The 23,007-nt window shown below is 62.7% G+C and carries 26 protein-coding genes, 1 tRNA gene and 1 pseudogene; 19 read left to right on the top strand and 9 right to left on the bottom strand.

What is annotated here, in order from left to right; all coding sequences use genetic code 11:
• Nucleotides 1-94 precede the first annotated feature (94 nt).
• From serS to BLU17_RS07445, 10 genes and pseudogenes are all read left to right on the top strand, one after another.
• Nucleotides 95-1,387 carry a serine--tRNA ligase gene (serS, locus tag BLU17_RS07485; RefSeq protein WP_091996098.1) on the top strand — a complete coding sequence of 431 codons (1,293 nt, stop codon included), beginning with the start codon at nucleotides 95-97 and terminating at the stop codon, nucleotides 1,385-1,387.
• Between the two features lie 145 nt (nucleotides 1,388-1,532).
• Nucleotides 1,533-1,623 (top strand) — tRNA-Ser (locus tag BLU17_RS07480).
• A gap of 563 nt (nucleotides 1,624-2,186) precedes the next feature.
• A complete protein-coding gene (locus BLU17_RS33685; RefSeq protein ID WP_342713815.1) occupies nucleotides 2,187-2,312 on the top strand; it encodes a helix-turn-helix transcriptional regulator in 126 nt (41 codons plus the stop codon).
• Nucleotides 2,313-2,476: 164 nt separating this feature from the next.
• Nucleotides 2,477-3,037, top strand: a complete 561-nt coding sequence (locus BLU17_RS07470; RefSeq protein WP_143189190.1) for a DUF3987 domain-containing protein — start codon at nucleotides 2,477-2,479, stop codon at nucleotides 3,035-3,037.
• Entirely contained in the window at nucleotides 3,037-3,501 is a 465-nt protein-coding gene (locus tag BLU17_RS34205) for a DUF3987 domain-containing protein (protein ID WP_281247805.1), read from the top strand. Before BLU17_RS07470 ends, BLU17_RS34205 begins: the two co-directional genes overlap by 1 nt.
• Nucleotides 3,488-3,913: a DUF3987 domain-containing protein gene (locus BLU17_RS34200; RefSeq protein ID WP_091996095.1), complete on the top strand. Its 426-nt coding sequence runs from the start codon at nucleotides 3,488-3,490 to the stop codon at nucleotides 3,911-3,913. Before BLU17_RS34205 ends, BLU17_RS34200 begins: the two co-directional genes overlap by 14 nt.
• Complete coding sequence (locus BLU17_RS07455; protein ID WP_176928958.1) at nucleotides 3,843-4,286, top strand: DUF3987 domain-containing protein; 444 nt, start codon at nucleotides 3,843-3,845, stop codon at nucleotides 4,284-4,286. Before BLU17_RS34200 ends, BLU17_RS07455 begins: the two co-directional genes overlap by 71 nt.
• 25 nt (nucleotides 4,287-4,311) lie before the next feature.
• Nucleotides 4,312-4,638, top strand: coding sequence for a hypothetical protein (locus tag BLU17_RS32230; protein WP_143189188.1), 327 nt, complete (start codon nucleotides 4,312-4,314; stop codon nucleotides 4,636-4,638).
• 940 nt (nucleotides 4,639-5,578) lie between these two features.
• The gene (locus tag BLU17_RS07450) at nucleotides 5,579-6,139 is read left to right on the top strand and encodes a PAAR domain-containing protein (protein ID WP_091996093.1); all 561 of its coding nucleotides are present in this window, start codon (nucleotides 5,579-5,581) and stop codon (nucleotides 6,137-6,139) included.
• Nucleotides 6,139-6,768, top strand: a pseudogene (locus BLU17_RS07445) (type VI secretion system amidase effector protein Tae4). Before BLU17_RS07450 ends, BLU17_RS07445 begins: the two are co-directional and overlap by 1 nt.
• 373 nt (nucleotides 6,769-7,141) lie before the next feature.
• On the opposite strand, the gene BLU17_RS33675 reads toward BLU17_RS07445, so the two are convergent.
• The 3 genes from BLU17_RS33675 to BLU17_RS07435 form a co-directional block, all read right to left on the bottom strand.
• Nucleotides 7,142-7,705, bottom strand: coding sequence for a tyrosine-type recombinase/integrase (locus BLU17_RS33675; protein ID WP_245746761.1), 564 nt, complete (start codon nucleotides 7,703-7,705; stop codon nucleotides 7,142-7,144).
• The gene (locus BLU17_RS33670; RefSeq protein WP_245746760.1) at nucleotides 7,675-8,334 is read right to left on the bottom strand and encodes a tyrosine-type recombinase/integrase; all 660 of its coding nucleotides are present in this window, start codon (nucleotides 8,332-8,334) and stop codon (nucleotides 7,675-7,677) included. Before BLU17_RS33670 ends, BLU17_RS33675 begins: the two co-directional genes overlap by 31 nt.
• Nucleotides 8,335-8,743: 409 nt before the next feature.
• Nucleotides 8,744-10,162: an amino acid permease gene (locus BLU17_RS07435; protein ID WP_091996092.1), complete on the bottom strand. Its 1,419-nt coding sequence runs from the start codon at nucleotides 10,160-10,162 to the stop codon at nucleotides 8,744-8,746.
• A gap of 278 nt (nucleotides 10,163-10,440) precedes the next feature.
• Here BLU17_RS07435 and BLU17_RS07430 point away from each other — a divergent pair, with 278 nt between their 5' ends.
• From BLU17_RS07430 to BLU17_RS34195, 9 genes are all read left to right on the top strand, one after another.
• Nucleotides 10,441-10,932, top strand: coding sequence for an Lrp/AsnC family transcriptional regulator (locus BLU17_RS07430; RefSeq protein ID WP_091996091.1), 492 nt, complete (start codon nucleotides 10,441-10,443; stop codon nucleotides 10,930-10,932).
• A gap of 382 nt (nucleotides 10,933-11,314) precedes the next feature.
• Nucleotides 11,315-12,100 (top strand): type I methionyl aminopeptidase, encoded by a 786-nt coding sequence (map, locus tag BLU17_RS07425; RefSeq protein WP_091996320.1) that lies wholly within the window; start codon nucleotides 11,315-11,317, stop codon nucleotides 12,098-12,100.
• 142 nt (nucleotides 12,101-12,242) lie between these two features.
• On the top strand, nucleotides 12,243-12,779 hold the full coding sequence (locus BLU17_RS07420; protein ID WP_091996090.1) for a GNAT family N-acetyltransferase: 537 nt from the start codon (nucleotides 12,243-12,245) through the stop codon (nucleotides 12,777-12,779).
• 241 nt (nucleotides 12,780-13,020) lie between these two features.
• Complete coding sequence (minC, locus tag BLU17_RS07415) at nucleotides 13,021-13,881, top strand: septum site-determining protein MinC (protein ID WP_091996089.1); 861 nt, start codon at nucleotides 13,021-13,023, stop codon at nucleotides 13,879-13,881.
• 91 nt (nucleotides 13,882-13,972) lie between these two features.
• Nucleotides 13,973-14,788, top strand: coding sequence for a septum site-determining protein MinD (gene minD, locus BLU17_RS07410; RefSeq protein ID WP_091996088.1), 816 nt, complete (start codon nucleotides 13,973-13,975; stop codon nucleotides 14,786-14,788).
• 14 nt (nucleotides 14,789-14,802) lie between these two features.
• Nucleotides 14,803-15,057 (top strand): cell division topological specificity factor MinE, encoded by a 255-nt coding sequence (gene minE, locus BLU17_RS07405; RefSeq protein ID WP_027795398.1) that lies wholly within the window; start codon nucleotides 14,803-14,805, stop codon nucleotides 15,055-15,057.
• Nucleotides 15,054-15,332: a hypothetical protein gene (locus BLU17_RS07400; protein WP_091996087.1), complete on the top strand. Its 279-nt coding sequence runs from the start codon at nucleotides 15,054-15,056 to the stop codon at nucleotides 15,330-15,332. Before minE ends, BLU17_RS07400 begins: the two co-directional genes overlap by 4 nt.
• A 53-nt stretch (nucleotides 15,333-15,385) precedes the next feature.
• Entirely contained in the window at nucleotides 15,386-16,393 is a 1,008-nt protein-coding gene (waaC, locus tag BLU17_RS07395; protein WP_091996086.1) for a lipopolysaccharide heptosyltransferase I, read from the top strand.
• 269 nt (nucleotides 16,394-16,662) lie between these two features.
• Nucleotides 16,663-16,788, top strand: coding sequence for a hypothetical protein (locus tag BLU17_RS34195; RefSeq protein ID WP_281247804.1), 126 nt, complete (start codon nucleotides 16,663-16,665; stop codon nucleotides 16,786-16,788).
• 36 nt (nucleotides 16,789-16,824) lie between these two features.
• Here the strand turns inward: BLU17_RS34195 and BLU17_RS07390 are convergent, their stop codons facing one another.
• The 6 genes from BLU17_RS07390 to BLU17_RS07365 form a co-directional block, all read right to left on the bottom strand.
• Nucleotides 16,825-17,004 (bottom strand): hypothetical protein, encoded by a 180-nt coding sequence (locus BLU17_RS07390; RefSeq protein ID WP_091996085.1) that lies wholly within the window; start codon nucleotides 17,002-17,004, stop codon nucleotides 16,825-16,827.
• 131 nt (nucleotides 17,005-17,135) lie between these two features.
• Nucleotides 17,136-18,452, bottom strand: a complete 1,317-nt coding sequence (locus BLU17_RS07385) for an MFS transporter (RefSeq protein WP_091996084.1) — start codon at nucleotides 18,450-18,452, stop codon at nucleotides 17,136-17,138.
• Between the two features lie 363 nt (nucleotides 18,453-18,815).
• Complete coding sequence (locus tag BLU17_RS07380; protein WP_091996319.1) at nucleotides 18,816-19,337, bottom strand: TonB family protein; 522 nt, start codon at nucleotides 19,335-19,337, stop codon at nucleotides 18,816-18,818.
• A gap of 108 nt (nucleotides 19,338-19,445) precedes the next feature.
• Nucleotides 19,446-19,658 (bottom strand): hypothetical protein, encoded by a 213-nt coding sequence (locus BLU17_RS07375; RefSeq protein WP_091996318.1) that lies wholly within the window; start codon nucleotides 19,656-19,658, stop codon nucleotides 19,446-19,448.
• A gap of 540 nt (nucleotides 19,659-20,198) precedes the next feature.
• Nucleotides 20,199-20,891 carry a hypothetical protein gene (locus BLU17_RS07370; RefSeq protein WP_218136996.1) on the bottom strand — a complete coding sequence of 231 codons (693 nt, stop codon included), beginning with the start codon at nucleotides 20,889-20,891 and terminating at the stop codon, nucleotides 20,199-20,201.
• Nucleotides 20,892-21,061: 170 nt separating this feature from the next.
• Nucleotides 21,062-22,246 (bottom strand): AlbA family DNA-binding domain-containing protein, encoded by a 1,185-nt coding sequence (locus tag BLU17_RS07365; protein ID WP_176928956.1) that lies wholly within the window; start codon nucleotides 22,244-22,246, stop codon nucleotides 21,062-21,064.
• Nucleotides 22,247-23,007 lie beyond the last annotated feature (761 nt).

Below are 23,007 nucleotides of genomic sequence, written 5' to 3'. Positions count from 1 at the left end.
TCCGCAGATCGCGGTGATGCCGCTCACGCCGGGATGCCCCGGCCGGTGCGCTAAAATTGTCCCTTCATACAACGACACTGCGTCTCACAATCCCATGCTCGACATCCAGCTGCTGCGCAAAGACCTCGAAGGCGTCGCGAAGCGCCTCGCCGACCGCGGCTACACCCTCGACGTGGCGGCCTTCTCCGCGCTCGAAGCGGAACGCCGCGCCATCCAGACCCGCACCGAAGAACTGCAGGCGCGCCGCAACAGCCTGTCGAAGCAGATCGGCGCGATGAAAGGCCGCGGCGAGGACACCTCGGCGGTCATGGCCGAAGTGGGCGGCATTGGCGACGAAATGAAGACGTCGGCCGCGAAGCTCGATGAGATCCAGTCGAAGCTCTCGGAACTGCTGCTCGGCGTGCCGAACCTGCCGCACGAAAGCGTGCCGGCGGGCAAGGACGAAACGGAGAACGTGGAAGTCCGCCGCTGGGGCACGCCGCGCGCGTTCGACTTCGAGGTGAAGGATCACGTCGATGTCGGCGGCCCGCTCGGCCTCGACTTCGAGACGGGCGCGAAGCTCTCGGGCGCGCGCTTCACGATGCTGCGCGGCCAGATTGCGCGCCTGCACCGCGCGCTCGCGCAGTTCATGCTCGACACGCACACGCTGCAGCACGGCTACACGGAGGCGTACACGCCCTACATCGTCAATCCGGAAATCCTGTACGGCACGGGCCAACTGCCCAAGTTCGCCGACGACATGTTCCGCGTGGAGAAGGGCGGCGGCGAGAACACGGTCACGCAGTACCTGATCTCGACCTCGGAGATCTCGCTGACGAACACGGTGCGCGAGAGCATCGTGGAAGGCAGCGCGCTGCCGATCAAGCTTACGGCGCATTCGCCGTGCTTCCGGTCGGAAGCCGGTTCGTATGGCCGCGACACGCGCGGCATGATCCGTCAGCATCAGTTCGACAAGGTCGAGATGGTGCAGATCGTTGCGCCCGAAACGTCGTACGATGCGCTCGAGCAGATGGTCGTCCACGCGGAAACCATCCTGCGCAAGCTCGGGCTGCCGTACCGCGTCATCACGCTGTGCACGGGCGACATGGGCTTTTCGGCCGCGAAGACCTACGACCTGGAAGTGTGGCTGCCGGCGCAGAACACCTATCGCGAGATTTCTAGCTGCTCGAACACGGAAGCCTTCCAGGCGCGCCGCATGCAGGCGCGGTACCGGAACGCGCAGGGCAAGCCGGAACTGGTGCACACGCTCAACGGCTCGGGTCTCGCGGTCGGCCGCACGCTCGTGGCGGTGCTGGAGAACTATCAGGAAGCTGACGGCTCGGTGACCGTGCCCGAGGTGCTCCGCCCGTATATGGGGGGCGTGGCGCGCCTCGAAGCGAGCGCTTGAGGCGTCGTCCGGCGCACAGGACGCGTGAATTCCTTGTCCTAAAACTTTTTTCACGCGAAGGCTTGCATAATTCAAAACATGTTCTATAATCTTCGCTTCTCTGGTCGCCGACCAAGACCGGAGATGCAGTAACAACGCGGTATCCGGAGAGGTGGCAGAGTGGTCGAATGTACCTGACTCGAAATCAGGCGTACGGTTTCCCCGTACCGTGGGTTCGAATCCCACCCTCTCCGCCAGATTCAGAGGCAAAAAGCCCGTAAGTTCAAAGACTTACGGGCTTTTTGTTTTTTCTGGCCCATCAGGCAGCCATCATTGGGCGCGAGTGAAGTTCCCCCGGGGCAGGGGCGGCGGCTTCGGCGAGAGAGCGCACGTTGCAAAACGTATCGGAAAGTCAGACAGGCGCTGGGGTTGCTTCCTTTTAGTCCCATAGTTCTCGCAGCAGCTAGACGGGGTTGCACGATAACAAACCGTGGTGGCTCGTGTGCGGGGCAATACCGCATGCTGTTGGATTGACGGGGTAAAGGGGGCGGACAGAACGCAATAGAGTGGTCTGCCCGGCGATTGGCAGGTGTGCCAGCTCCCAGAGAAGCCAGCCCGTACCGAAAATTTCAAGTTGGCGAGCACCTGCACCTTATACCAGGCGGCCCAACTGATAGCCTTGTACGCATACAGGCTGTTCAGCCATGCGGCGTCGTCTGGAACTGGCCGTTTTTCAGGGATGAAAAATGGCTACGAAAGTTATCCGCTTTCCGGGCGTGCTCGCCGCCGTGGGCATCAAAAAAGTACGGTTTATAAGTAGATTCGGGAAGGCACGTTCCCGGCTCCCGTTCGCCTGGGCGTCCAGTCGGTCGGCTGGCGCGAGGCCGACATTGAGGCGTGGCTCGCCGCGCGCGAATCCGCTCGCACCGAAGCGGAGGGTGTATGAACCCGTCCTCTCCCGTTTCCGGCACGCCTTACCGCGATCTGGACGCTGCCCTGGCGGCGTTTCGTAATGAGGCTGGCAATCCGCGCCGCGCCCGCACGGCTGAGGAGCTTTGCGCCTCGGCCGATACGTTGCTCGCTTGCGAACTGGCGCGCTGCCGCTCACGCATGACGGCGCAGCAGTGGGCCGAGCATCGCGAATGGATCGAGGAAAACGCGCGCGCGTCGCTGCGCGGCACTCTACGAACGCGCGGACCGGGGGCTGCTATGAAAACCCCTCCCCCGGATATCAAGGTCGATCCTGTGTTCCCCGGTGACGAGGCGGGCGTGCTTGTGGCGCGCAGTGCATTCTCGCGGCGCGGGATCGAGAAGGCCGCGCAGCGCCGCGCGGAGCATGGTGACGTTCAGGCGCAGCGTGAAGCGTCGTTCGGCCGTGCGCGTGACGCAGCGAATGACGCGCCGCCAGCCTGGCCCGCCATCACGCCGTTACCGGACGGCGAGCTTGCCGCGGTCCAATCCTTCGACATGATGCTGCTGCCGGGTGCGCTGCGCCCTTGGGCGGAGGATATCGTCAGCCATATGCAATGCCCGCCTGACTTCGTGGGCGTCACAATCATGGGCGCACTCGGCATGGTGATCGGGCGGCGCGTGGGCATCCCCCCAAGGCGTGCGACGACTGGACCGAATACGGCAACCTGTGGGTCTGCGTGGTGGGCCGTGCCTCCGTGATGAAGTCGCCCGCCATGCGCGCGGCGCTCGCGCCGATGTACCGTTTGCAACTCGAGGCGGACAAGGATTTCGACTTCGCCATGCAGGGTTACGCCGAAGCCAGGCACCTGTACGACCTACGCCAGGACGCCGTTGAAAAGAACCCGCGCGCCGCGCTGAAGAAGAACCCGCACGCCAATGTGCCGCGTACCGACATCGAGGAACCGGATGCGCCTGTCTTGCGCCGCTACTTGGTGAACGATGCAACGGTCGAAGCGCTCATGGATATCTGCATCGAGAATCCACAGGGCGTGGGCATGTTTCGCGACGAACTGGTGAGCCTGCTCAAGAGCCTGGACCGCGAGGGGCAGGAGTCGGCGCGGGGCTTCTATCTGACCGCCTGGAACGGGAACGATCCCTATACGCGGTGGACCGCATCGGGCGGGGCTGCAATCTGCGCGCGGAGGCCGTGTGCGTGTCGATAGCGGGCAACACGCAGCCAGGCGCATTGGTGAGTATCTGCGCGAGGCCACGCAGGACGCCGCCGCCAATGACGGGCTGATGCAGCGTTTCGGGCTGCTGGTCTGGCCGGACGTTCCGCCAGCGTGGGAGGACGTGGACGACTGGCCGGATGGCGAGAAGAAGCGCGCGGCCTTCGCCGTGTTCGAACGGCTGGCGCACGCGGACCCGCTGGCGGACTGGAACGCCGAAGCCGTACTCGATCATGCGGGCGAGATGGACACGGCCATGCCGCCGTTTTTGCGGCTTGACGGGGAAGCGCTTGCGATGGCCCGCGAGTGGCGCGCGCAGTGGGAAGCGATGCTGCGTGGCAGGCGATCTGCATCCGGCGCTGGAGGCGCACGTCGCGAGGTACCAGAAGCTGGTGCCGTCGCTTGAGCTGGTCTGCCACCTGGCGGATGGTGGGCGCGGCGCGGTGGGCGTCGAGTCGATGGCTCGGGCGCTCGCGTGGAGCGAGTACCTGGCGACGCACGCGCGCCGCGCCTACGGCACGGGCATCGTCACACCAATGGACCGCGCGCGGGCGCTGCTGAAGAAGCTGACGGACGGCAGGCTGCCCGAAGGCGCATTCGCGCTCAAACAGGTGTACCGCAACGAATGGTCGATGCTGGTGGACCGCGAATATGCCGCCGAAGCTGTCCCCATTCTGGTGGAACACGGCTATCTGGTCGAGTTGGAGGCGGACAACAGCGCACGAGGCGGGCGACCGCGCGAGCCGCGTTACATGCTCAATCCGGAGGCGACGAAATGAACCGCTACTGGAACTGCTGAAGGGCATGAAATCAGAAAAGGGCCTACCCCACGACCCGCCAAAACTGCCAAAACCCGCTGAAGGAGGTTTAGGCGGTTTTGGCGGGTGCCAGGATGCCCCCATTCTGAAAAACGATCCGCCAGCCAGTGATCTTGCCGACGATTGCGCCGGGGCGCTGATCGACCCGGACGGCGGCGCATATCTGTCGAGGGGGCCATATCTTGCGGCGGACAATGTGCGGCGACTGCGTGCCGAACTGTTCGCAATGGTGGACGAACAGGCGCGCGCCGAAGGCTGGACGCCCAGGCGTTACGCCGAGACCTTGAGCCGCGCAGTAGACGGGCCACGGTGACTTGCTGGGCAACGTCGAATACTTCAACGCGAAATGCCTTGTGCCCGGCCACCCCGATTGGCGTCGGGGCGTTGGGTGATTGAAGCCGACAAAGGAGGTCGCGTAATGCGCCACATCCCCACTCATCCCGAGCAAATACGGTTCCTAATACTTCCCGAGTCTGCACTCGACGAGGCCCGTCCGCCTTGATCAAATCCGCGCGCTGGCTGGCCTGTTGAGTCTTGAGGAAGTCGCGGCAGAGTTCGCCCGCCAGGAATTGTTCACATAGGTTGCGATTTTCGGATTATTCGAAGGAGCACTTAGAGATGCGCGCGCTTCCTTGATGCAACGAACTGGCGTTGAGCCGTAGCGGCGTAACTTCGCCGGTCGCGCGTCGTACCACCAACCGAGGAGCCGCCCACCGGGTGGCTCTCTTACATTTCTGACTCCCCCACTTTCGAATTTCTCTGATATCGAATCGCACCAGCTTTGTGAACGATTGGACTGTATAACCGCCTGGATTACGCGAACCCAAGGGCGCAGGAGGCGCGCTCGCGCGAAGTGTTGCCTGCGACGTTCACTCAGGATGGAAAAACGGCAATGTCGGAGAATCAAAAGCAAGAAACGATGTATCTGTTCGCAACCCTTGGCTCGCGTACGGCGCGCGGTGGACGCGTAAGCCGGGTAGCAACGAAGGTTGACGTACAGGGCCACAGGCTGGCCTGTGTCGGCGATACCGTCACTACGAGGACGGGACCGAGTCGGTTATTACTGACGGTGCCGGGTTTGCCGCGATGTGGGGTGGTAAGCCATACGCGCTCGTTGGCAGCCATCTGAGCAACGGCGACACGATCACGGAGACGCTACAGAACCGCCTGCGGCTTGAGCCACGTCCAGACAAGCCAATCCACGGCCTATTCGATCCGGCCTATGTGTCCACCTCGTCAGAGGGGACAAATCCATGATGCGAAGAATCGCCGTTGTCGGAGACACACTGGAACGAGGTGGCGAAGTCCTTCCGTATCGTGGCCCAGTGCTTACCTGGGGTGACGCCGGGCATCAGTCCGCCCGTATTGGTGGTCAAGCGTTCTGTGCACAATGCAAGAGTACTGGTGTAATCGCCAAGGCTGGCGGGCCGAGCCGCCTTAATTTCGAGATGGGCGAGGTAGCGCTCGACGGCGACATTGTGCTGTGCAAGTGTCCAGCCCCACCACGAATCGTCGCGAAACTTTCCGGCGAATCGTGGTGCGAAGATGACACTCAGGGGCTCGGCACCGTTGCATCGAGCCGCACAGTAGGCGGCGTCGCTTCAGTTTTAGTCGGCCCGTTTGACGAACAGGTGAAGGCTACAGGTCGCGGTGCATCCGACAGTTACCCGTATTACATAGAAACCGCTGACGGCCGCATTGAGTCGGGACGCTTGGGCGCTTCGGGCGTGCTACCACGCATTCACACCGACAACGCCGACACCTACACAATCCATTGGGGCGAGGAAGCCCTGGCGCATGAGGATTGGAAATAATGCCGAACAAAAAGACGGTCGTTAAGACAAACTCTACGCCGGGATCAGTAAAAGAGGTGCCACTAAATGCCGTAACGTTTCAGGAATTGTGGTCCAACTATCCATCGGGCGATCCATATGACAACCCGGCATACAAGGATCAGTGTGCGATTCGAATGAGCGTCACATTTCATCGAGTTGGCATACAAATGAAGTCGTTTTCGGAAAAGCTAATTAAGCCGCTTTCCGGTCAGAAGAGCATAGGGCGTATCGTGCTCGACGGATTGCCTACGGCGACGCGCGCGGATGAGTTGGGAGAATGGTTGAGATTGCAACCGTTTGCCGGACTACCGAAAGCCGAAGATATTACTGGGCCGGAATGGGAATCCAGGGTCAAGGGGCGAACCGGTATTATCCAATTTTCGCGTTACTGGGCCCGTGAAGGCGAAGGTGCGGCGAATGCAACGGGCGGTCATATCGACCTGTAGAACGGATCACGGCTAACGATAAGCGGTGGCTTCGATGCACTAGCAACAATTGGGAGAGGACTTGGTATGAATTCGTTCAGGCAAGGCGCGACATTCGTCTCTGATGCAAGTTGGTCGGATCTTCGAGGCTCAAAGTCAATTCTCTTTTGGGAAATCAAGTGAAACGATGCGCAGTTAGCGTAGCCGGGCTCGTTTATGGATTTTGGCTAACATGGGCTTGTATGCTCGTGCTAAGCCGCTTCGACTGGTTTCGCGATCCGCATAAAGTTGCTACGGGATGCCATGAACTCGGAAAATGCGCGACCCCGTGGTGGGTCGGCCCGTTTCTTTTCGGATATTTTTTGGGACCTGCAATTTTGTTCGCAGCAGTGAACGCCTACGCGTGGTGCAAGTGGACCGTAAAGCGGTGGACGTATTACACGATTGGGCTCACGGTGTTAGCTGTCGTGCTTTATTTCTTAGATGCGCGTGTGTAGTGCCTGGCACTTCGGAGGCCCCGCTTCGGCGGGGCTTTCTATTGGTGCGACCACAACAATTACAACGGTTGGACGTGCTGCGCCCACGTTTCCATCATCGGGCGGCGCTGTTCCAACAGATCGGATCTGTGATAAGCCGCTTCCGTCCTGTTCGCGATGGTATGCGCGAGCGCACGTTCGGCTAGGTCGCGGGCGTAGCCGCTTTCGCTACACCAATCGTGAAGCGAACTTCGAAAGCCATGCAGTGTTGCGACTCGCTCCGGCGTGTCGCTCTTTGCCTTAACCCGGCGCAACATCGCCGTCAGGGCCATGTCCGATAGCACCTTCCCACGGAGGGAGGGAAACACCAGGGACTCGTGCCGCCTCTGTTCTTTGAGCGTCTTGAGTATGGCAATGACAGGGGCCGCCAGCGGGACGCGGTGCGGTTCCTTCGCTTTTATGCGCTCGCCGGGAATCGTCCAGATACCGGCGTCGAGGTCGAACTTGCCCCACGTCGCGCCGCGCACTTCGCCGCTTCTCGCGCCCGTCATGGTCGCGAATAACATCGCGGCGCGGGTGGAATCGCCGGGGGCTAACTCGTTGAGGTGGGCTTTCACGAACACCGGAATGTCGCGCCACGGCATGGCGGGCTGATGCTCTTTCTTCGCATTCTGTTTCGGCAGCAGGTGATCGACCACGCTAACGGGTTGGCCGCGTTATGGCCGTGCGCCCACGCCCATTGCATGACGGCGTGCATCCGCTGACGGGTGCGGCTGGCGGTCTCGGCTTTCTCCAGCCAGACAGGACGCAGCACGTCTGCGCAGCCGGCGGGCGTGAGTATATCGAGCGGCTTGCTGCCAATCTTCGGGAACACATAAGTCTCCAGTGTGCCGATCCACTGCGCGGCGTGCTTCTCGTTTTTCCAGCCGGGTTTGAGTTCTTCGTGGACCGTGCGCGCCGCCTTCTCGAAGGTGAGCGCGGCGGCGGCAATGCTGGCGGCTTGCTGTTCAAGGTTGCGTTCGTAAATGGGGTCTTTGCCCGCGTCAAGCTGGCGGCGTATGGCGAGCGCCTTCTCGCGTGCGTCCGCAATCGTGACTTCGGGATAGGCGCCGAGGCTCGCGTCCCGGCGCTTGCCCGTTACAGGGCTGCTGAATTGCAAGGTCCACTTGCTGCCCGTTTTGTCGGGCGTCAGCAGTAGCCCCGTTACCTTGCCGTCGAAAACCGGCTTGTCGCCCGATTGGAGTGCTTTTGCCTGTTTGTCGGTGAGCGCCATTCGGCCTATCAGTCTGCCCATCAAAAAGTCTCGGATGGGGATGGTCTAATATAGATCGATGTGCACTGGAGGATGGTGTAAGTGACTGATATATTGGTGATTCGTGAACTGACGCGCACTAGCTCGCACTTCAATTTGGAGGTCACCCTCTCCGCCAGATTTTAAAATCCCCTGCATGCTTAACCGCTGCAGGGGTTTTTGCTTTTTCCGGCCCGTTCGAAGGTGCCGCAGTCACGCGAACCATCAGGCCAACCACCAGGCCAACCACCAGGCCAACCACCAGGCCAACCACCAGGCCAACATCGCAGAAACGATGTCGCCGGCAAAACCGGCAAACCATAAGAGCGGCGGGCGAAAACTGTCCGCCACATCGCACGCAATCACACCGGCTACGCGCCGCCTCCCGCCGCTACGCGTCCGCCTGCATCACGGGCTGCGGTCGCCGATACCTCACCGCGTACACGACGCTCAGCGCTATCAGGAACGGCACGCCGAAGATCAGCGTCATATGGAACTCGGGTATGAACAACGTCGTCGCCATCACCGCGAGCATCAGCGCTGCGCCGAGCAGCGTCAGCACCGGGAAGCCGCGCATGCGGAACGCGGGCGCCGGCCGACCGCTCGCAGTCCAGCGACGCCGGAAGAAGTAATGCGTCACGAAGATCATCATCCACGTGAAGAGCGCGCCAAACATCGACACCGACATCATGATCGTGAACGACGCATCCGGATACAGCACGCTCAGCACGGTTGCGAGTGCGATGCCGAGCGTCGAGAGCAGCAGCGCCCCAAGCGGAATCCCACGCGCGTTCACTTCGCCCAGCACGCGCGGCGCATGGCCGGCGCGCGACAGGCTGAACAGCATCCGCGTCGTGATGTAGAGCTGGCTGTTCATCGCGGACAGTGCGGCGATCAGCACGACGAAGTTGATCACACCCGCCGCGGCGCGCAGATGAATCGCCTCCATCACTTTCACGAACGGGCTTTCATCGCGCGCCGCATTGGTCCATGGCACGATGGCGAGCATCAGCGCGAGCGTGGCCAGATAGAACAGCGCGAGCCGCACGATAGTCGAGCGGAACGCGCGCGTGACCGCGCGCTGCGGGTCCTCTGCTTCGCCGGCCGCGACCGCGATCATCTCGATGCCCAGGTAGCTGAAGATCGACACGATCACCGCGGCCCACATCCCCCACACGCCCTTCGGAAGGAAGCCGCCGTGCGATAAATAGTGATGGAGGCCCGCTCTGCCGTTCGCGTCGCCGCCGACGAGTTCGGGATTCACGAACACGACGTACGCGCCGAGCGCGATGAAACCGATGATCGCGGCAATCTTCACGACCGAGAAGCCGTATTCGACCGAGCCGAACACGTCGACGCTGCGCGCGTTGACGAGCACGAGCAGCGACGAAAAGCCGACGATCCAGATCCAGCCCGGCACCGCCGGAAACCAGTACTTCATGTACAGCGCGGTCGCGGTGACCTCGGCGCCAACCGCCAGCACGATGCAGGCCCAGTACGCGTAGCGCACGAGAAAGCCCGCCCACGGGCTCACGTAATACTCGGCATACGCGCCGAACGAGCCCGACGTCGGATGTGCGACCGTCATCTCGGCGAGACAGCCCACGAGGAGCAGCGAGATGAACGCGCCAATTGCGTAGCTCACGAGCACGCTCGGCCCCGCGAAGCCGATCGCGAACCCGGAGCCGAGAAATAGCCCGGTGCCGATCGCGCCGCCAATCGCGATCATCGCCATCTGCCGCGCGGACAGCGTGCGATGCAGCCCCTGCTCGCGCGCCGCGATCTGCTGGAATTGCCCTTCTGAATGCATGGTGAGCCCTCTTCGAATCCGGTAATCGTGGCAAATCTGAAGTTGTCTCCGCCCGGTCGCCTTGCACTCGTGCGCGCAAACGTCGAAAGGCAGAGGGTGGACACGGCGCTCGGCCCGGAAGGCCGGTTCGCCGCGGTTGCGTCGCCGGCTCGTCCAGCCATCGGTTGGCCGCATGTTATCGAGGACGAAATAGAATGGGATTCATATTTCACAGACAAATGCGAAGAATTGCAGTAGAGTCTGCGAATATTTCGACAAAAAAACACGAGATCTTCGACATGACCCTCGACCGGACCGACATGCGGATCCTGCGGCAGCTCGAGCAGGACGGACGCATCAGCAACCAGGATCTCGCGAACGCGGTCGCGCTTTCGCCGTCCGCCTGTCTGCGGCGCGTGAAACTGCTTGAGGCGCGCGGCGTGATCGACGGCTATCGCTGCGCGATTTCGCCGAAGAACGTCGGCGTCGCATTCGAAGCGCTGGTCTATGTATCGATGCGGCCCGAAGTGCCCGAGTGGCACGAAAAGTTCGTCGAGGCGATCCGGGAGTGGCCGGAGGTGGTGTCCGCACAGGTTGTTACCGGCGCGTCCAATTACGTGCTGGTCGTGCGCACGCGCGACCTCGACCATTACTCGGATTTCGTGATGCACAAGCTGCACCGCGCGAGCGGCGTCATGTCGATCAATTCGAGCGTCGTGCTGTCGACGCTCAAGCGCGACGGCTCGATCCTCGATCTGGTCGCGCCATCGGCCGGTGGGCACGGCGGGTGACGCGGGCGGTCCGCGCACGCGTCCGGAAGCCGCGACATGGCCGTTATCGGCGAGCCGGCAATCTTTGCGGGCATCGGCTACCTGTCGCCGAAGCGCGGCTTTCCGGCCGCAAACACGACTTCGCGCACCGTGTCGCCGCCGTGACCGCCAGTCGTTTCAGAAAGCCGTTCCAGCCATGCGACCTGCCTCGCGATGTAAGATATTTCTCATTCGTGACGGCGGTCTGCGCTCGAACAATCGGGAATATTCGAGAATTCGGCGCCCGGCTGTGCGCGGGCCGTACACGGTTCGCGCGCTACCGACGCTGCGCGGCCGTTACAATCGCTCCTTTGAATTTGCGGCGAAGCGCCTTGCGCGCCGCCGCGCCCACTTCGGTCTATTGATGCCTATCACCTACAAGTCTGCCGACGATCTCGCCCGCCTGCGCGTTTCGGGCCGGCTCGCCGCCGACGTGCTCGCGATGATCGGCGAGCATGTGAAGCCCGGCGTCTCCACCGACGAGCTCGACGCCATCTGCAACGACTACATCGTCAACACGCTCAAGGCCGTGCCGGCCAACGTCGGCTACCTCGGCTTTCCGAAGACGATCTGCACTTCGGTCAACTCGGTGGTCTGCCACGGCATTCCGAACCGCAACGAGGTGCTCAAGGACGGCGACATCATCAACATCGACGTGGCCGTCATCAAGGACGGCTATTTCGGGGACACGAGCCGCATGTACTGCGTCGGCACGCCGAGCACCGTGGGGCGTCAACTGATCGACACGACCTACGAGGCGATGCTCGCGGGCATCCGCCAGGTGAAGCCGGGCGCGACGCTCGGCGACGTCGGCAGCGCCATCCAGAAGCGCGCGCAGGCGGACGGCTTCTCGATCGTGCGCGAGTATTGCGGTCACGGCATCGGCAAGGTGTACCACGAGGAGCCGCAGGTGCTGCACTACGGCCAGCCGGGGCAGGGCATTCGCCTGAAGCCGGGCATGGTCTTCACGATCGAGCCGATGGTCAACGCGGGCCGCGCCGGCACGACGGTGCAGCGCGACGGCTGGACGGTCGTCACCAGGGACCGCTCGCTCTCGGCGCAGTGGGAACACATGGTCGCGGTCACCGACGACGGCTACGAACTGCTCACGCCCTGGCCGGACGGCACAGGTGCCTACGAGGCCCCGTGAGCGCGGCTGTGCGGCCTGTGCGGCCGTCTGTCAAGGCTTGCGCGCGCGGCGTCGTGCGCCGGCAATTGTCAAATAAGGATTTGACTCTCAAGCCAGTTCGGTTAAAGCTACGCGTTAGCGCTTTATTGGGGTTTACGACTGCATGAGTCCGTCACTGACCGTTCGCCGAATCGCCGCCGATCAGGGTGCCGTGCTCCGCGAACTTCGAACCGCTTCGCTGCGCGACGCGCCTTATGCTTTCGGCGATACGCTCGAAGACGCGCTGTCAGCCGATGCAGCCGTCTTCGACGCCGCGGCGGCCCGGCATGCGGTTTCGCACACGGGCACGTCGTTCATTCTTTACACCGAGGGCCATCCCGCCGGCCTGATCGGCGCGAGTTTCGAGAGCGCGCCGGCGCGCCGCGCGTTCGTCTCGGCGCTGTGGGTCGCGCCCGCGGTGCGTCATCTGCGCGGCGGCGAGCTGCTGCTGAACAGCGCCCTCGACTGGCTCGTGAGCGAAGGCGCCGCCCAGGTCTACGCCTGGGTGACCGACACCAATACCACGGCCATGCGTTTCTACGAGCGCCTCGGCTTCGTGGCTACCGGAGATCACGCGCGCAGCCAGCAACAGCCCGAGCAGTGGGAAACGCTGCTCATGCGCGCTATTGGCGAGCGCGCGCAATCCGCTTCCCTGCCGTAACGGCGGTCATTCGCGCTGCTGCGCGTGCGGCGGCGCTCGCGCGTCCTTTTCCTCGATACGGCATACCCGGCGGCATCGACGGTATCGTTTGCGCCCGCGCAGCGCACCTCGTCTTCGCGCGCTTTTTTGTGCCAGTTTTGTTTGCGCGTAGCTGATCGCGAATTTGGTCGAAGGCCCCATTAAAAATAATGGCCGCGTCCGTGCGCGCCTGTAAAATACGCAAAATTTTTAGCCGAACGCCATGTCGCCCAGGAAATCGCCATTTTTTGAACTGAAGAGCGGTTCAGTCGATACGCTTCTGTTCGTGGTCAAGACTACCGAGCTCGACGCCATGCGCGCCGAGCTCACGCGGCGCTTCGAGGCGACGCCCGAATTCTTCGCGAACGACACCGTCGCGATCGACGTGCGGCGTCTCGCCGACGGCGAGCAGGTCCCGCTCGGCGACATCGCGCGTCTGCTCGAAAGCGTGCGCATGCGCCCCGTGGGCGTGGTTGCGCACGCCGAGCAACACGGCTGGGCCGCGGCGGCCGGCCTGCCGTTTCTCGAGGCGCGCGATCGCCGCGGCGCGAGCGCGAAGCCGCCCGCCGAAGAAGCGGCAAGCGCGAGCGAGGCGTCGAACGCGGCTGTCACGGCATCTGCCACCGATCTTGCCGCGGCACCCAGCGCCGCGCAGCCCGAACTCTTTTCCACCGACGCGGATTCCACCGCCGAAAGCGCCGCAATGGCGAGCGCGACGCTCGACGCAGGCGCACCCGGCGCGCGCGCCGAGCCCACGCTCGTGATCGACCGTCCGCTGCGCTCGGGCCAGCGCATCTACGCGAAAGGCGACGTGGTCGTGCTCGGCCTCGTTTCCAACGGCGCCGAAGTGATCGCCGAAGGCAACATCCACATTTACGCGCCGCTGCGCGGCCGCGCGCTCGCCGGCGTGCACGGCAACCACGACGCACGCATTTTCTGCACGTGTCTCGAGGCGGAACTGATTTCGATCGCGGGCATCTACCGTACGACCGAAGTCCCGCTGGCGGCGGACGTGCAGGGCAAGCCGGTGCAGATCCGGCTCGACGAAGAAAAGCTGCTGATCGAACCGTTGAGGCTCACCTGAGTCGCAGCTCGAGCATCTGCACAGACTGGCGCGCGGATGAGCGGCACGCGATGAGACCAAACTGGGAAACTGACGAACGCAAGGTAAGGGAATGGCAAAAATCATTGTGGTGACTTCGGGCAAGGGTGGCGTCGGCAAAACGACCACGAGCGCGAGTTTCGCATCGGGCCTCGCGTTGCGCGGCCACAAGACCGCGGTCATCGACTTCGACGTGGGCCTGCGCAATCTCGATCTCATCATGGGTTGCGAGCGCCGCGTCGTGTACGACCTGATCAACGTGATCCAGGGAGAGGCGAACCTCAATCAGGCGCTCATCAAGGACAAGAAGTGCGAGAACCTGTTCATCCTGCCCGCTTCGCAAACGCGTGACAAAGACGCGCTCACGAAGGAAGGCGTGGAGAAGGTGATCGAGGACCTGCGCAAGATGGACTTCGAGTACATCGTCTGCGATTCGCCGGCGGGCATCGAGTCGGGCGCGCTGCTCGCGATGCACTTCGCCGACGAAGCGCTCATCGTGACGAACCCGGAAGTGTCGTCGGTGCGCGACTCGGACCGCATTCTCGGCATTCTCTCGTCGAAGACGAAGCGCGCGATCGAAGGCAAGGACCCGATCAAGGAGCACCTGCTCATCACGCGCTACAACCCGAAGCGCGTGAGCGAAGGCGAGATGCTCTCGCTCAGCGACATTCAGGAGATTCTGCGCATCGAACTGATCGGCGTGATTCCCGAGTCGGAAGCGGTGCTGCACGCATCGAACCAGGGCTTGCCGGCCGTGCATCTGGACGGCACCGACGTCGCCGAGTCGTACAAGGACGTCGTGGCACGCTTTCTCGGCGAGGACAAGTCGCTTCGCTTCACCGATTACCAGAAGCCGGGCCTCTTGCAGCGCCTCTTCGGTAGCAAGTAAGGGAGGCGCACGTCATGTCGTTTCTTTCGTTTTTTCTCGGCGAGAAGAAGAAGTCCGCCTCGGTAGCGAAGGAACGCCTGCAGCTCATCATTGCTCACGAGCGCGCAGGCGGCCATCCGCCCGCCGACTATCTGCCGGCCCTGCAACGCGAACTGGTCGCGGTGATCTCCAAGTACGTGAAGATCTCCGACGAAGACATTCGCGTGAGCCTCGAACGTCAGGACGATCTCGAAGTGCTCGAGGTCAAGATCGAGATTCCGCAGGCTTGAGATTCAGCGCGCGCAGCCGCCGCGCTGCGCGTGCCTTGCCTGCCGACATTTCCCGTTTCGCTTCACCCTTCGCGGCTTGCCCCGCCGATGTCAGCGCAACGCTGTACGTGAGGCCCGCGCCGGTCGTGATCTACCAGTCGTTGCCCCTGTTCGTCGAGCCCGGCATACGTTTGGGCGAGCGCTTCCGATCGCAGGTGAAGATGCGAGGCAAAGGGACAGATGGGCTGCGTGCGCGGCTGTCGCTTTCGCAGGTTGCCGCAAGCTTCGTCCGCTAAAATCTCCGGACATCCTGCAGACTGGAACATCGGGCCCCGCGGTCCTCAGCACAATGAAACGAGTTTTGATTGTCAAAGTGACTTCGCTTGGCGACATCGTCGAAGCGCTTCCTGTCGTTGCCGACGTGCAACGCGCCTTTCCTGGCGTCAAGGTCGACTGGGCCGCGGACGAAGCCTTCGCCGACATCGTGCGCTGGAACGCGGGCGTCGACCGCGTGCTCTGCGCGCCGCTGCGCCGCTTCAAGAAGGCGCGCCGATGGAGCGACTTCAAGGCGATCTGGGCGTCGATCGCGGAACTGCGCGCGGAGCGTTATGACGCCATCGTCGATATTCACGGTGTGTACAAGAGTGCGATCATCGCGTTTCTCGCGCGCGGGCGCCGCCGTTTCGGCTATCGCTCGCAGGATCTCGGCGAGCGCGGCGCGGCCTTCGCGTACAACGGGCGCTTCGGCCCGCGTCCCCGCTGCGATGCGTGGCACGGCATGCGCATCAGCGCAGGCGAGGCGCTCGGCTATACGGTCGACACGCCGCCCGAATTCCAGATGCGCATTCCGCGCGACGGCACCGCGCTGCCGGCGCCCGACGCGCCCACGGCGCTCCTATTTCACGCAACTTCGAAAGACGAGAAGAAGTGGCCAGTCGCGCATTGGGGCGAGCTCGGCAAGGCGCTGATTGCGCGCGGGCTGCGCATCGAACTGCCGTGGGGCTCCGATGCCGAGCACGCGACGGCGCGCGAGATCGCGGCGCTGGTGCCCGGCGCCACGGTGCTGCCGCGTCTGACGGTTTCGCAGGTCGCGCAGCGCATCGAGGATTGCGCGCTCGTGGTCGGCACCGACACGGGGTTCGTGCATCTGAGCCATGCGCTGCTCAAGCCGACGGTGATGATCTTCGTTTCGACGGATGCGGAGCACAGTGGCGTACGCGCGCCTAATCGCTCGATCTCGATCGGCGACGGCCATCACGTGCCGCCCGTGCAGGTGGCGATCGACGCCGTCGATCGCATCTATCCCGCGCGCGACGGCGGCGCCGGCGCGCAGCCACCGCTTATCTTCGCCGCCTGATTTCTGGCGTTCCCCGCGCGCGCTTTCCCGCGGTTTGCGCCGCGGTTTCCCTGCGGTTTCCCATTACGAGCTTGTTAAAAGTGTCGCGCTTGTATTGCATGCGCGCATCGAACCGCGCATGCGAAAGCGATTGGCGCGAATGCTGTTACACGGGCCACATCGCTGCTTACAAATTGCAACGCCTCACACGTTCGCCCTCGTGTTCAATCGAAACCGTCCAGCCCGCATCGAATGGCCGGACACGGACATTGACCTGAAGGGAGAACACTGTGAAACGATTGACGCTTACCCTCATCGCCGGCGTTTTGCTCGCGGCTTCGCTGGGCGGCTGCGTCGTGGTGCCGGCCGGCGGCTATTACGGCGGCGGCTACCATCACGGCTATTACTATCGCTGACCGCGGCGCGAGGAGATGGCCATGGCGCGGCGGCCGTCAGGCAAGCAGCATTTCGATCGCGACGACTGCGGCAATCGCCGCGGCGTTTGCCGCCAGCGCTTCGAGCACGACCGCGCGCCAGCTCGCGGTGCGCAGGCGAAACGCAAACAGGAGCGAGATGCCCAAGGCGAGGGCGACGATCAGCACAATGTCGGCGTTGCTCAGATGGAGGTTCATCGTCGGCTCCTCCGGGAAATTTCTCCGCGCCAGCTGAACCGAGTATAGATACGCATCGCGCGTACCCAAAGTGGACAAAAAAAGCGGAGTCCGGCCGGCGGACGCCGCTTTTGCGTTGATGCGCGGAGGCGTTACGTGAGCGACGTATGGCGCGTCTCGCGCATGCACAGGACACCGAACAGGCTCACGGCGGCTGCGATCGAGACATAGGCGCCGACCCACGAGAGGCCGCCGCGCGCGGCCAGCACCTGCGCGATATACGGCGCGACCGAAGCGCCGAGAATGCCGCCCAGGTTGTACGCCACGCCGGCGCCCGTATAGCGCACGCTCGTCGGGAAAAGCTCGGGCAACAGCGCGCCCATCGGCGCGAAGGTGGCGCCCATCAGGAATAGCTGGATGACAAGGAAGAGCAGCACGAGCGGCGTCGCACCGCTGCCGAGCAGCGGCTCCATCGTGAAGCCCGAGAGGATCGCCAGGATGCAGCCGACGATCAGCACGGGCTTGCGGCCGAAGCGATCGGAGAGCGAGGCCGAGATTGGCGTGGCGATGCCCATGAACACCACGGCGATGCACAGCATGCCGAGGAAGGTCGGACGCGGAATGTGCAGCGCCGTCACGCCGTGCGAGAGCGAGAACACGGTTGCGTTGTAGAAAAGCGTGTAGCACACGACCATCGCGAGCGCGCCGAGCAGCGTCGGCACCCAGTGCTTTGCGAGCAGCGTCGCGACCGGCACGCGCACGCGCTCCTCGCGTTCGACGGCGGTCTTGAAGGCAGGTGTTTCGGCGATCTTCAGACGCACGTAAAGGCCGAGCGCGACGAGTACCGCCGAGACGATGAACGGCACGCGCCAGCCCCAGTCGCGGAACTGCTGGTCGGAGAGCGTCGAGGCGAGGCCGAAAAAGAGGCCGTTCGAGGCCAGGAAGCCAACCGACGGCCCGAGCTGCGGGAACATGCCGAACCAGCCGCGCTTGCCTTGCGGTGCGTACTCGGTCGCGAGCAGCGCCGCGCCGCCCCATTCGCCACCGAGACCGATGCCCTGGCCAAAGCGCAGGACGCACAGCAGGACCGGCGCGAGACTGCCGATCGCGTCATAGCCGGGCACGAAGCCGATCAGCGTGGTGGAGAGGCCCATGACGAGCAGCGACGCCACCAGCGTCGATTTGCGACCGATACGGTCGCCGAAGTGGCCGAACAGGAACGAGCCGATCGGCCGCGCGACGAAGGCGATGCCGAACGTGACGAACGCGGAGAGCGCTTGCGCCGTGGCCGAGCCATGCGGGAAGAACACAGGGCCGATCACGAGCGCGGCGGCCGTTGCGTACACATAGAAGTCGTAGAACTCGATCGCGGTGCCGATGAAGCTCGCGAAGATCACGCGCGCGGTGCTTTGCTGCTTCGCTGCGTCTGCCTGATCGGCGTGCGCGGGCGAAATGGGCGAGGTGGACATGCAAGGGTCTCCAGTTGTTGTGACGCGCGCGGGTGCCTGGGGTTTTTGCCAGGGCGGCGCGGACGTCTTTGTTCAGGCTCGAAGCGTGACGGGGCGCGAGGTTGGTGCTGGACGCAACGGCTGCGTCCGTCAGCCGGCGACGCTTCGGCAGTATGCATTGCACAGCGCCGGCTGTGCGCGCGAATTCCGGACCGGCCCTGGCGCGCGCCGATAGGCGCAAGACGACTGAAGGGCGGTCAAGCCCGGCGCGTCGGCGCGGATGGCGCGTGGCGAAAGGCATGGCCGGCGGGCGCCGGCGAGGGATAGCGAAAAATTATAACGATCGTGCGTGTTGTGCAACAAGGCGAGCGTGGCGCGCGCCGGTTACTGGAAGTTCTGCGCTTGCGGCGAGGCGAGCGTGCGCAACTGGAACTTGCCGTTGTCATTGAAGAGCCAGTCCTCGAACATCTCGACCTGACCCACGGAATCAAGCAGGCGGCCGGGCGGCGGGGGCAGCGGCGCCGCCCGGCGCAGCGTCGAGAGCGCGGTGGTTTCGGCGTCGTCGTCGCCGTTGGTGCGATAGACCGCGGACTTCACGATCTGACCGTTGCGATCGACCGTGAACGAGACGACCACCAGCGAGCGCAACATGGCCTGCGGCGGGCCGCGCAAGATGTAGGCCGGATTGCGCTCGACGATGCGCCTCGCTACTACGGTGCGGTATTCGTCGAGTGTGGTGCTGTTGATCGCAGCGGGCGGAATAACGAGGAGCGGCTTTGGCGGCGGCGTGATCGTGCAGGCGCCGAGGCACCCGAGGAGGCCGAGCAGCAAAGCCAGGCCGAAGCGCGTGGCCAGGGGCGCGCGAGGTGCGGACGAACCGTAAGACGACGGAGCGCAGATGAGCATGTCGAACAAGCTCGGAAGCGAAGCCTCATTCGAGCTTAGTCGATACGCTGCGGGATGCAATCAGCAGTGTCCCGCGCACGTTACGCCATGCGCGGAATGGCGAAGGGCTTATTCGACGGGGAACTGCGCGCAGGGATCCGAGGCCGTGGTTGCGCAAGCGTACGAGTACTCGCCGCTCTTCAGGAACAGCTCCTTGCCGACCTGGAAGTTCTCGCGCAGATTGGGCGAGCTTTCCCAAGCGATATAGCTGGAGCACATCACGGCGAACAGGACGACGAGCGAAAACGCGAGCTTTTCGAGCAGTTGATATTGGTGCGGCATGGTGATTTTTCCCATCAACAGACGGAATTTTACCGCATTATCAGGGTTTTTACCTAGGTATTTGTGCTGACCGGCTTGGCAGCGGCCGAGTGTCCGCGCATGCGTTTCTTCCGCCGTTGAGACATGCGCGGCAGTTTGCCTCGATCGGGCAAGTGTGAGCGCAACGATTGGGGGGATTCGGCTGAGGGGGCTGCCGGGATGCCGCCGATCAAGACGTGGGTCGTTTCGTGGTCGAAAAAGACGAACGCAACGTAGTGCATTGACTATACGGGGCTTTTTATTCTGTTCTGGCGGAGGCGGTGAGATTCGACGCCATGGTTTTAACTTGATTAATTATCAATGACTTACGCGGTGCCGCGCAAGTCGATTTGTACCAGTCGTTCGCACCACAACTTGTACCATGGGTTCAGCAGGGGCCGGGGCCGCGCGGCCAGAGCGCAGGCAGACTCCAGCTGGCCGACCGCGTTGCACGACGAAGATGGTATGGCCTGTAACGCATTGTCCAACAGACCGCCCGAGCCACACGTCTGGTCGAGGGCGCTACACAGCGGCGAGCAGGTCCTTCACGAACGGGAATTCCATACCGCACACGTCTTCAATCTGCTGTCTGACAGTGGCATGGGTGGCCTTGTCGTGAGTACAGATGGTGAGGTAGTAGTTCTGGTCTTCGTGCCTCGCATATATCAGCCATTCACCGGCCAACCGGTTTTCATCATGCAGGCGCATGTAGTTCCCATGCACGACGTCTGACGCCAGCGCCGCTACGTCTTCCACTTGTACGTAACGAACTTCTCCAGCGGCTTGCGCTTCCTTCATGCGTTGTTCAAACAGCGGCATCCCATGAATGTCCATGCCGCGTTTGATGTTCTTTGCGAGCGACGGCAGGGACATGACCTGGTAATGCTTGTGCCACAGTCCCTTGAGCGGCAGGTGATTCAGCGGGCGCCCCGGCTTGAAGCCGCTATTCTTGCCGCCTTCCAGCGCTTTGATTTCACGGACGACGCACGACGGCTCCATGACGCCGGCCATTGATGCTGCGAACAGGTTCAGGAGCAGCAGCGCACTGAAACGCCCCGGGGCGATGGTATCCAGCCCGGTACGCTGAATGAATGCCTCTACGTCGTCGGCGCGGCTGGTGCCATCCTGGTCGTGGGCTTCTATCTTCCAGCGACGGCTCAGGGCGGCGGAAGGTGTCTCCGCGCTATCGGCAGCTTCAGGATTCGAACTGGTCATAAGGCTCCTGTCGGGTAGTGGCGACGAACCAATGTAGCATCGAAACGAATCCCCTTTTTGACCGGCGCGCGAAGCAGGAAAGTCGCTTCCGAAGGAACCTTTGCATCAGAAGGTTTGCTAGGCGTTTGGCGCATCGCACTCGACTCATTCGTAGGTCACTTGGTTTGCCACTACTGCCGCGGAGGCGCCCACTGGCCATTCACATCAAAATTGATGGAACGGGGCATGCCAGCTGCCTGCCACACCAAGTCAAACATCGGTTTCAGTCCTTCGTGCGCCGGTGCATCCGCGGGTATCAGGACATCGGGTAAAACGACTACCCGGCGGTCAAAGCGACCTTGGTCTGCATTTGCGTCCCATCTAAACCGGTCGAAGCCCAGCGAGATGTGGTCCGCGCCTAGTAGTGACATCATCGCTGTGACTTCCGGCTGAAAGCCGGCGTGCGCGAGTTCGGCCCGCGCACGAACAAGAAATTGTGCCGCTTGGTCTTCGTACACGGTGCCCGGCAGCACGCGACCGCCGTGTGGCGCGCCTTGGAGTACGTACACCCCTTCTATGAAACCGTTCCTGAAAAGCTGCGTGTAGCCGTGGACCACACCATTCACCTCGTTTCGGAGGCCGAGTGCACCGTCAAGGTTGATTCGCGAGTTCGTCGCCATGGCCCCGATGGCGGGAACCTGCCTCGTAAAATCCAGATATGGAAGGGGGTCGATACTGCCTGTCCCGAGTACGGCTTGGGTCGGAATCAAGTGGAGTATCCAGATTGAACCTTCAGCGAGCCGGGCGGGTGCCTCGCCCGCCAGCAGTTTGCCCAGTCGGTCCGTGCGGAAGTCTCGGACCTTCTGCTCTTGGTCGTCTGAGCGGACGAACATCCCGCGAATCTCTGGCACATTTAGTTCTCGCTTGCGGTTACCTTCGCGAACGAAGAACTTGAAATTTGAGCGCACGCGATGCGGTGCGGCCCAGCTCTGCGGGATTCGGATGATGATGGCGAAGCCGTCAACGCCATTTACGGAGAGCGCCACCGGCTGCACTTGCACCCCTGGCATGCGCGGCTCCACGCCGTTGAGGAGCAAGTCCTGCATCCTAAGCGCAATGTCATCTGGATTGACTTGCTGCGGGACCAGCGCAGCAGCCTGGCCTTGTGCATCTTCGTCAATGCCATAAATGAGGTCTCCGCCGCCAGCGTTCGCGAAGGCGGAGGCATCTGCGTACAACTCGTGCTTCGCTGCGTCGTTCCATGCCGCCGGCAACTCGCGCTTGAAGTCGATGTGTGCACCTTCCTGCGTCTGCTCCTGAATAAGTTGGTCCAGATGTGCCTGAGAGGTGTCTGCGAGTTTGGAGGGGAGTGGCATAGTCGGTCTCCGCGTGTCGGTGAACAGAAAGTCTAAGACGTGTCGCGCCCTAGTGTTCCGGCGTGTATCAGAGCCGCTTGGTGCGCATGCCGCGGTCTCTGAAGCCCTTGACGGGGCATGGGCACAGAGATGATACTGCTCGCGCACCATTAGCTCTCAACTGCCGGTACGCACCCAAAGTCCGGCAGGCTATTGTCCTGGCTCCTTTCTGGAGTTCCGTGTCGTTACCGTGGGCCTGCCAATCCGAGCAGCCAACCCGCGTTTGTGCGCAGTCGCCTAACTGCAACTCCAAGACCATTGTCTTGAGACTCGAGGCGACTGGTTTCGCACGCCTGTCCACTACCTGCAGGCACACGACACTTTGCGACTGGGAGCATGATTATGGTGATGATGAGACTCGTAGCCGGGACGGATGTTACCGGCATTCCCTCCGGACGACTGCGCGCTAAGCGGGCATCGTCGACCCGCACGATTCCGAACCTTAGACTCGTACATACAAGGGTGGCGCTGGCGTCCCCGTCTGATGTTCTCGAAATCTCCCCGGTAACTCGGCGTCGACGCACAGACCCGCTGAAGCCTATGAAGGCCGAAGCGCGAGCAGCTTTAAGAAGCCTCACTCTTCCCGGAGAGAGTAGAACGCTCAAGAACATGCTGGATGAAATGACAGTAAGCGATCCATTGTCGACGTCGCTCTGAGCGACGGGTCGAGCGCCATGATTCACTGAGAGGCGTGCGTGTGCTCAGCGCAGGGTAACAGGCAT

The organism is Paraburkholderia lycopersici (assembly GCF_900096975.1).
In the GTDB taxonomy this organism is placed as follows: domain Bacteria; phylum Pseudomonadota; class Gammaproteobacteria; order Burkholderiales; family Burkholderiaceae; genus Paraburkholderia; species Paraburkholderia lycopersici.
This window is presented reverse-complemented; position numbering and strand designations above follow the sequence as displayed.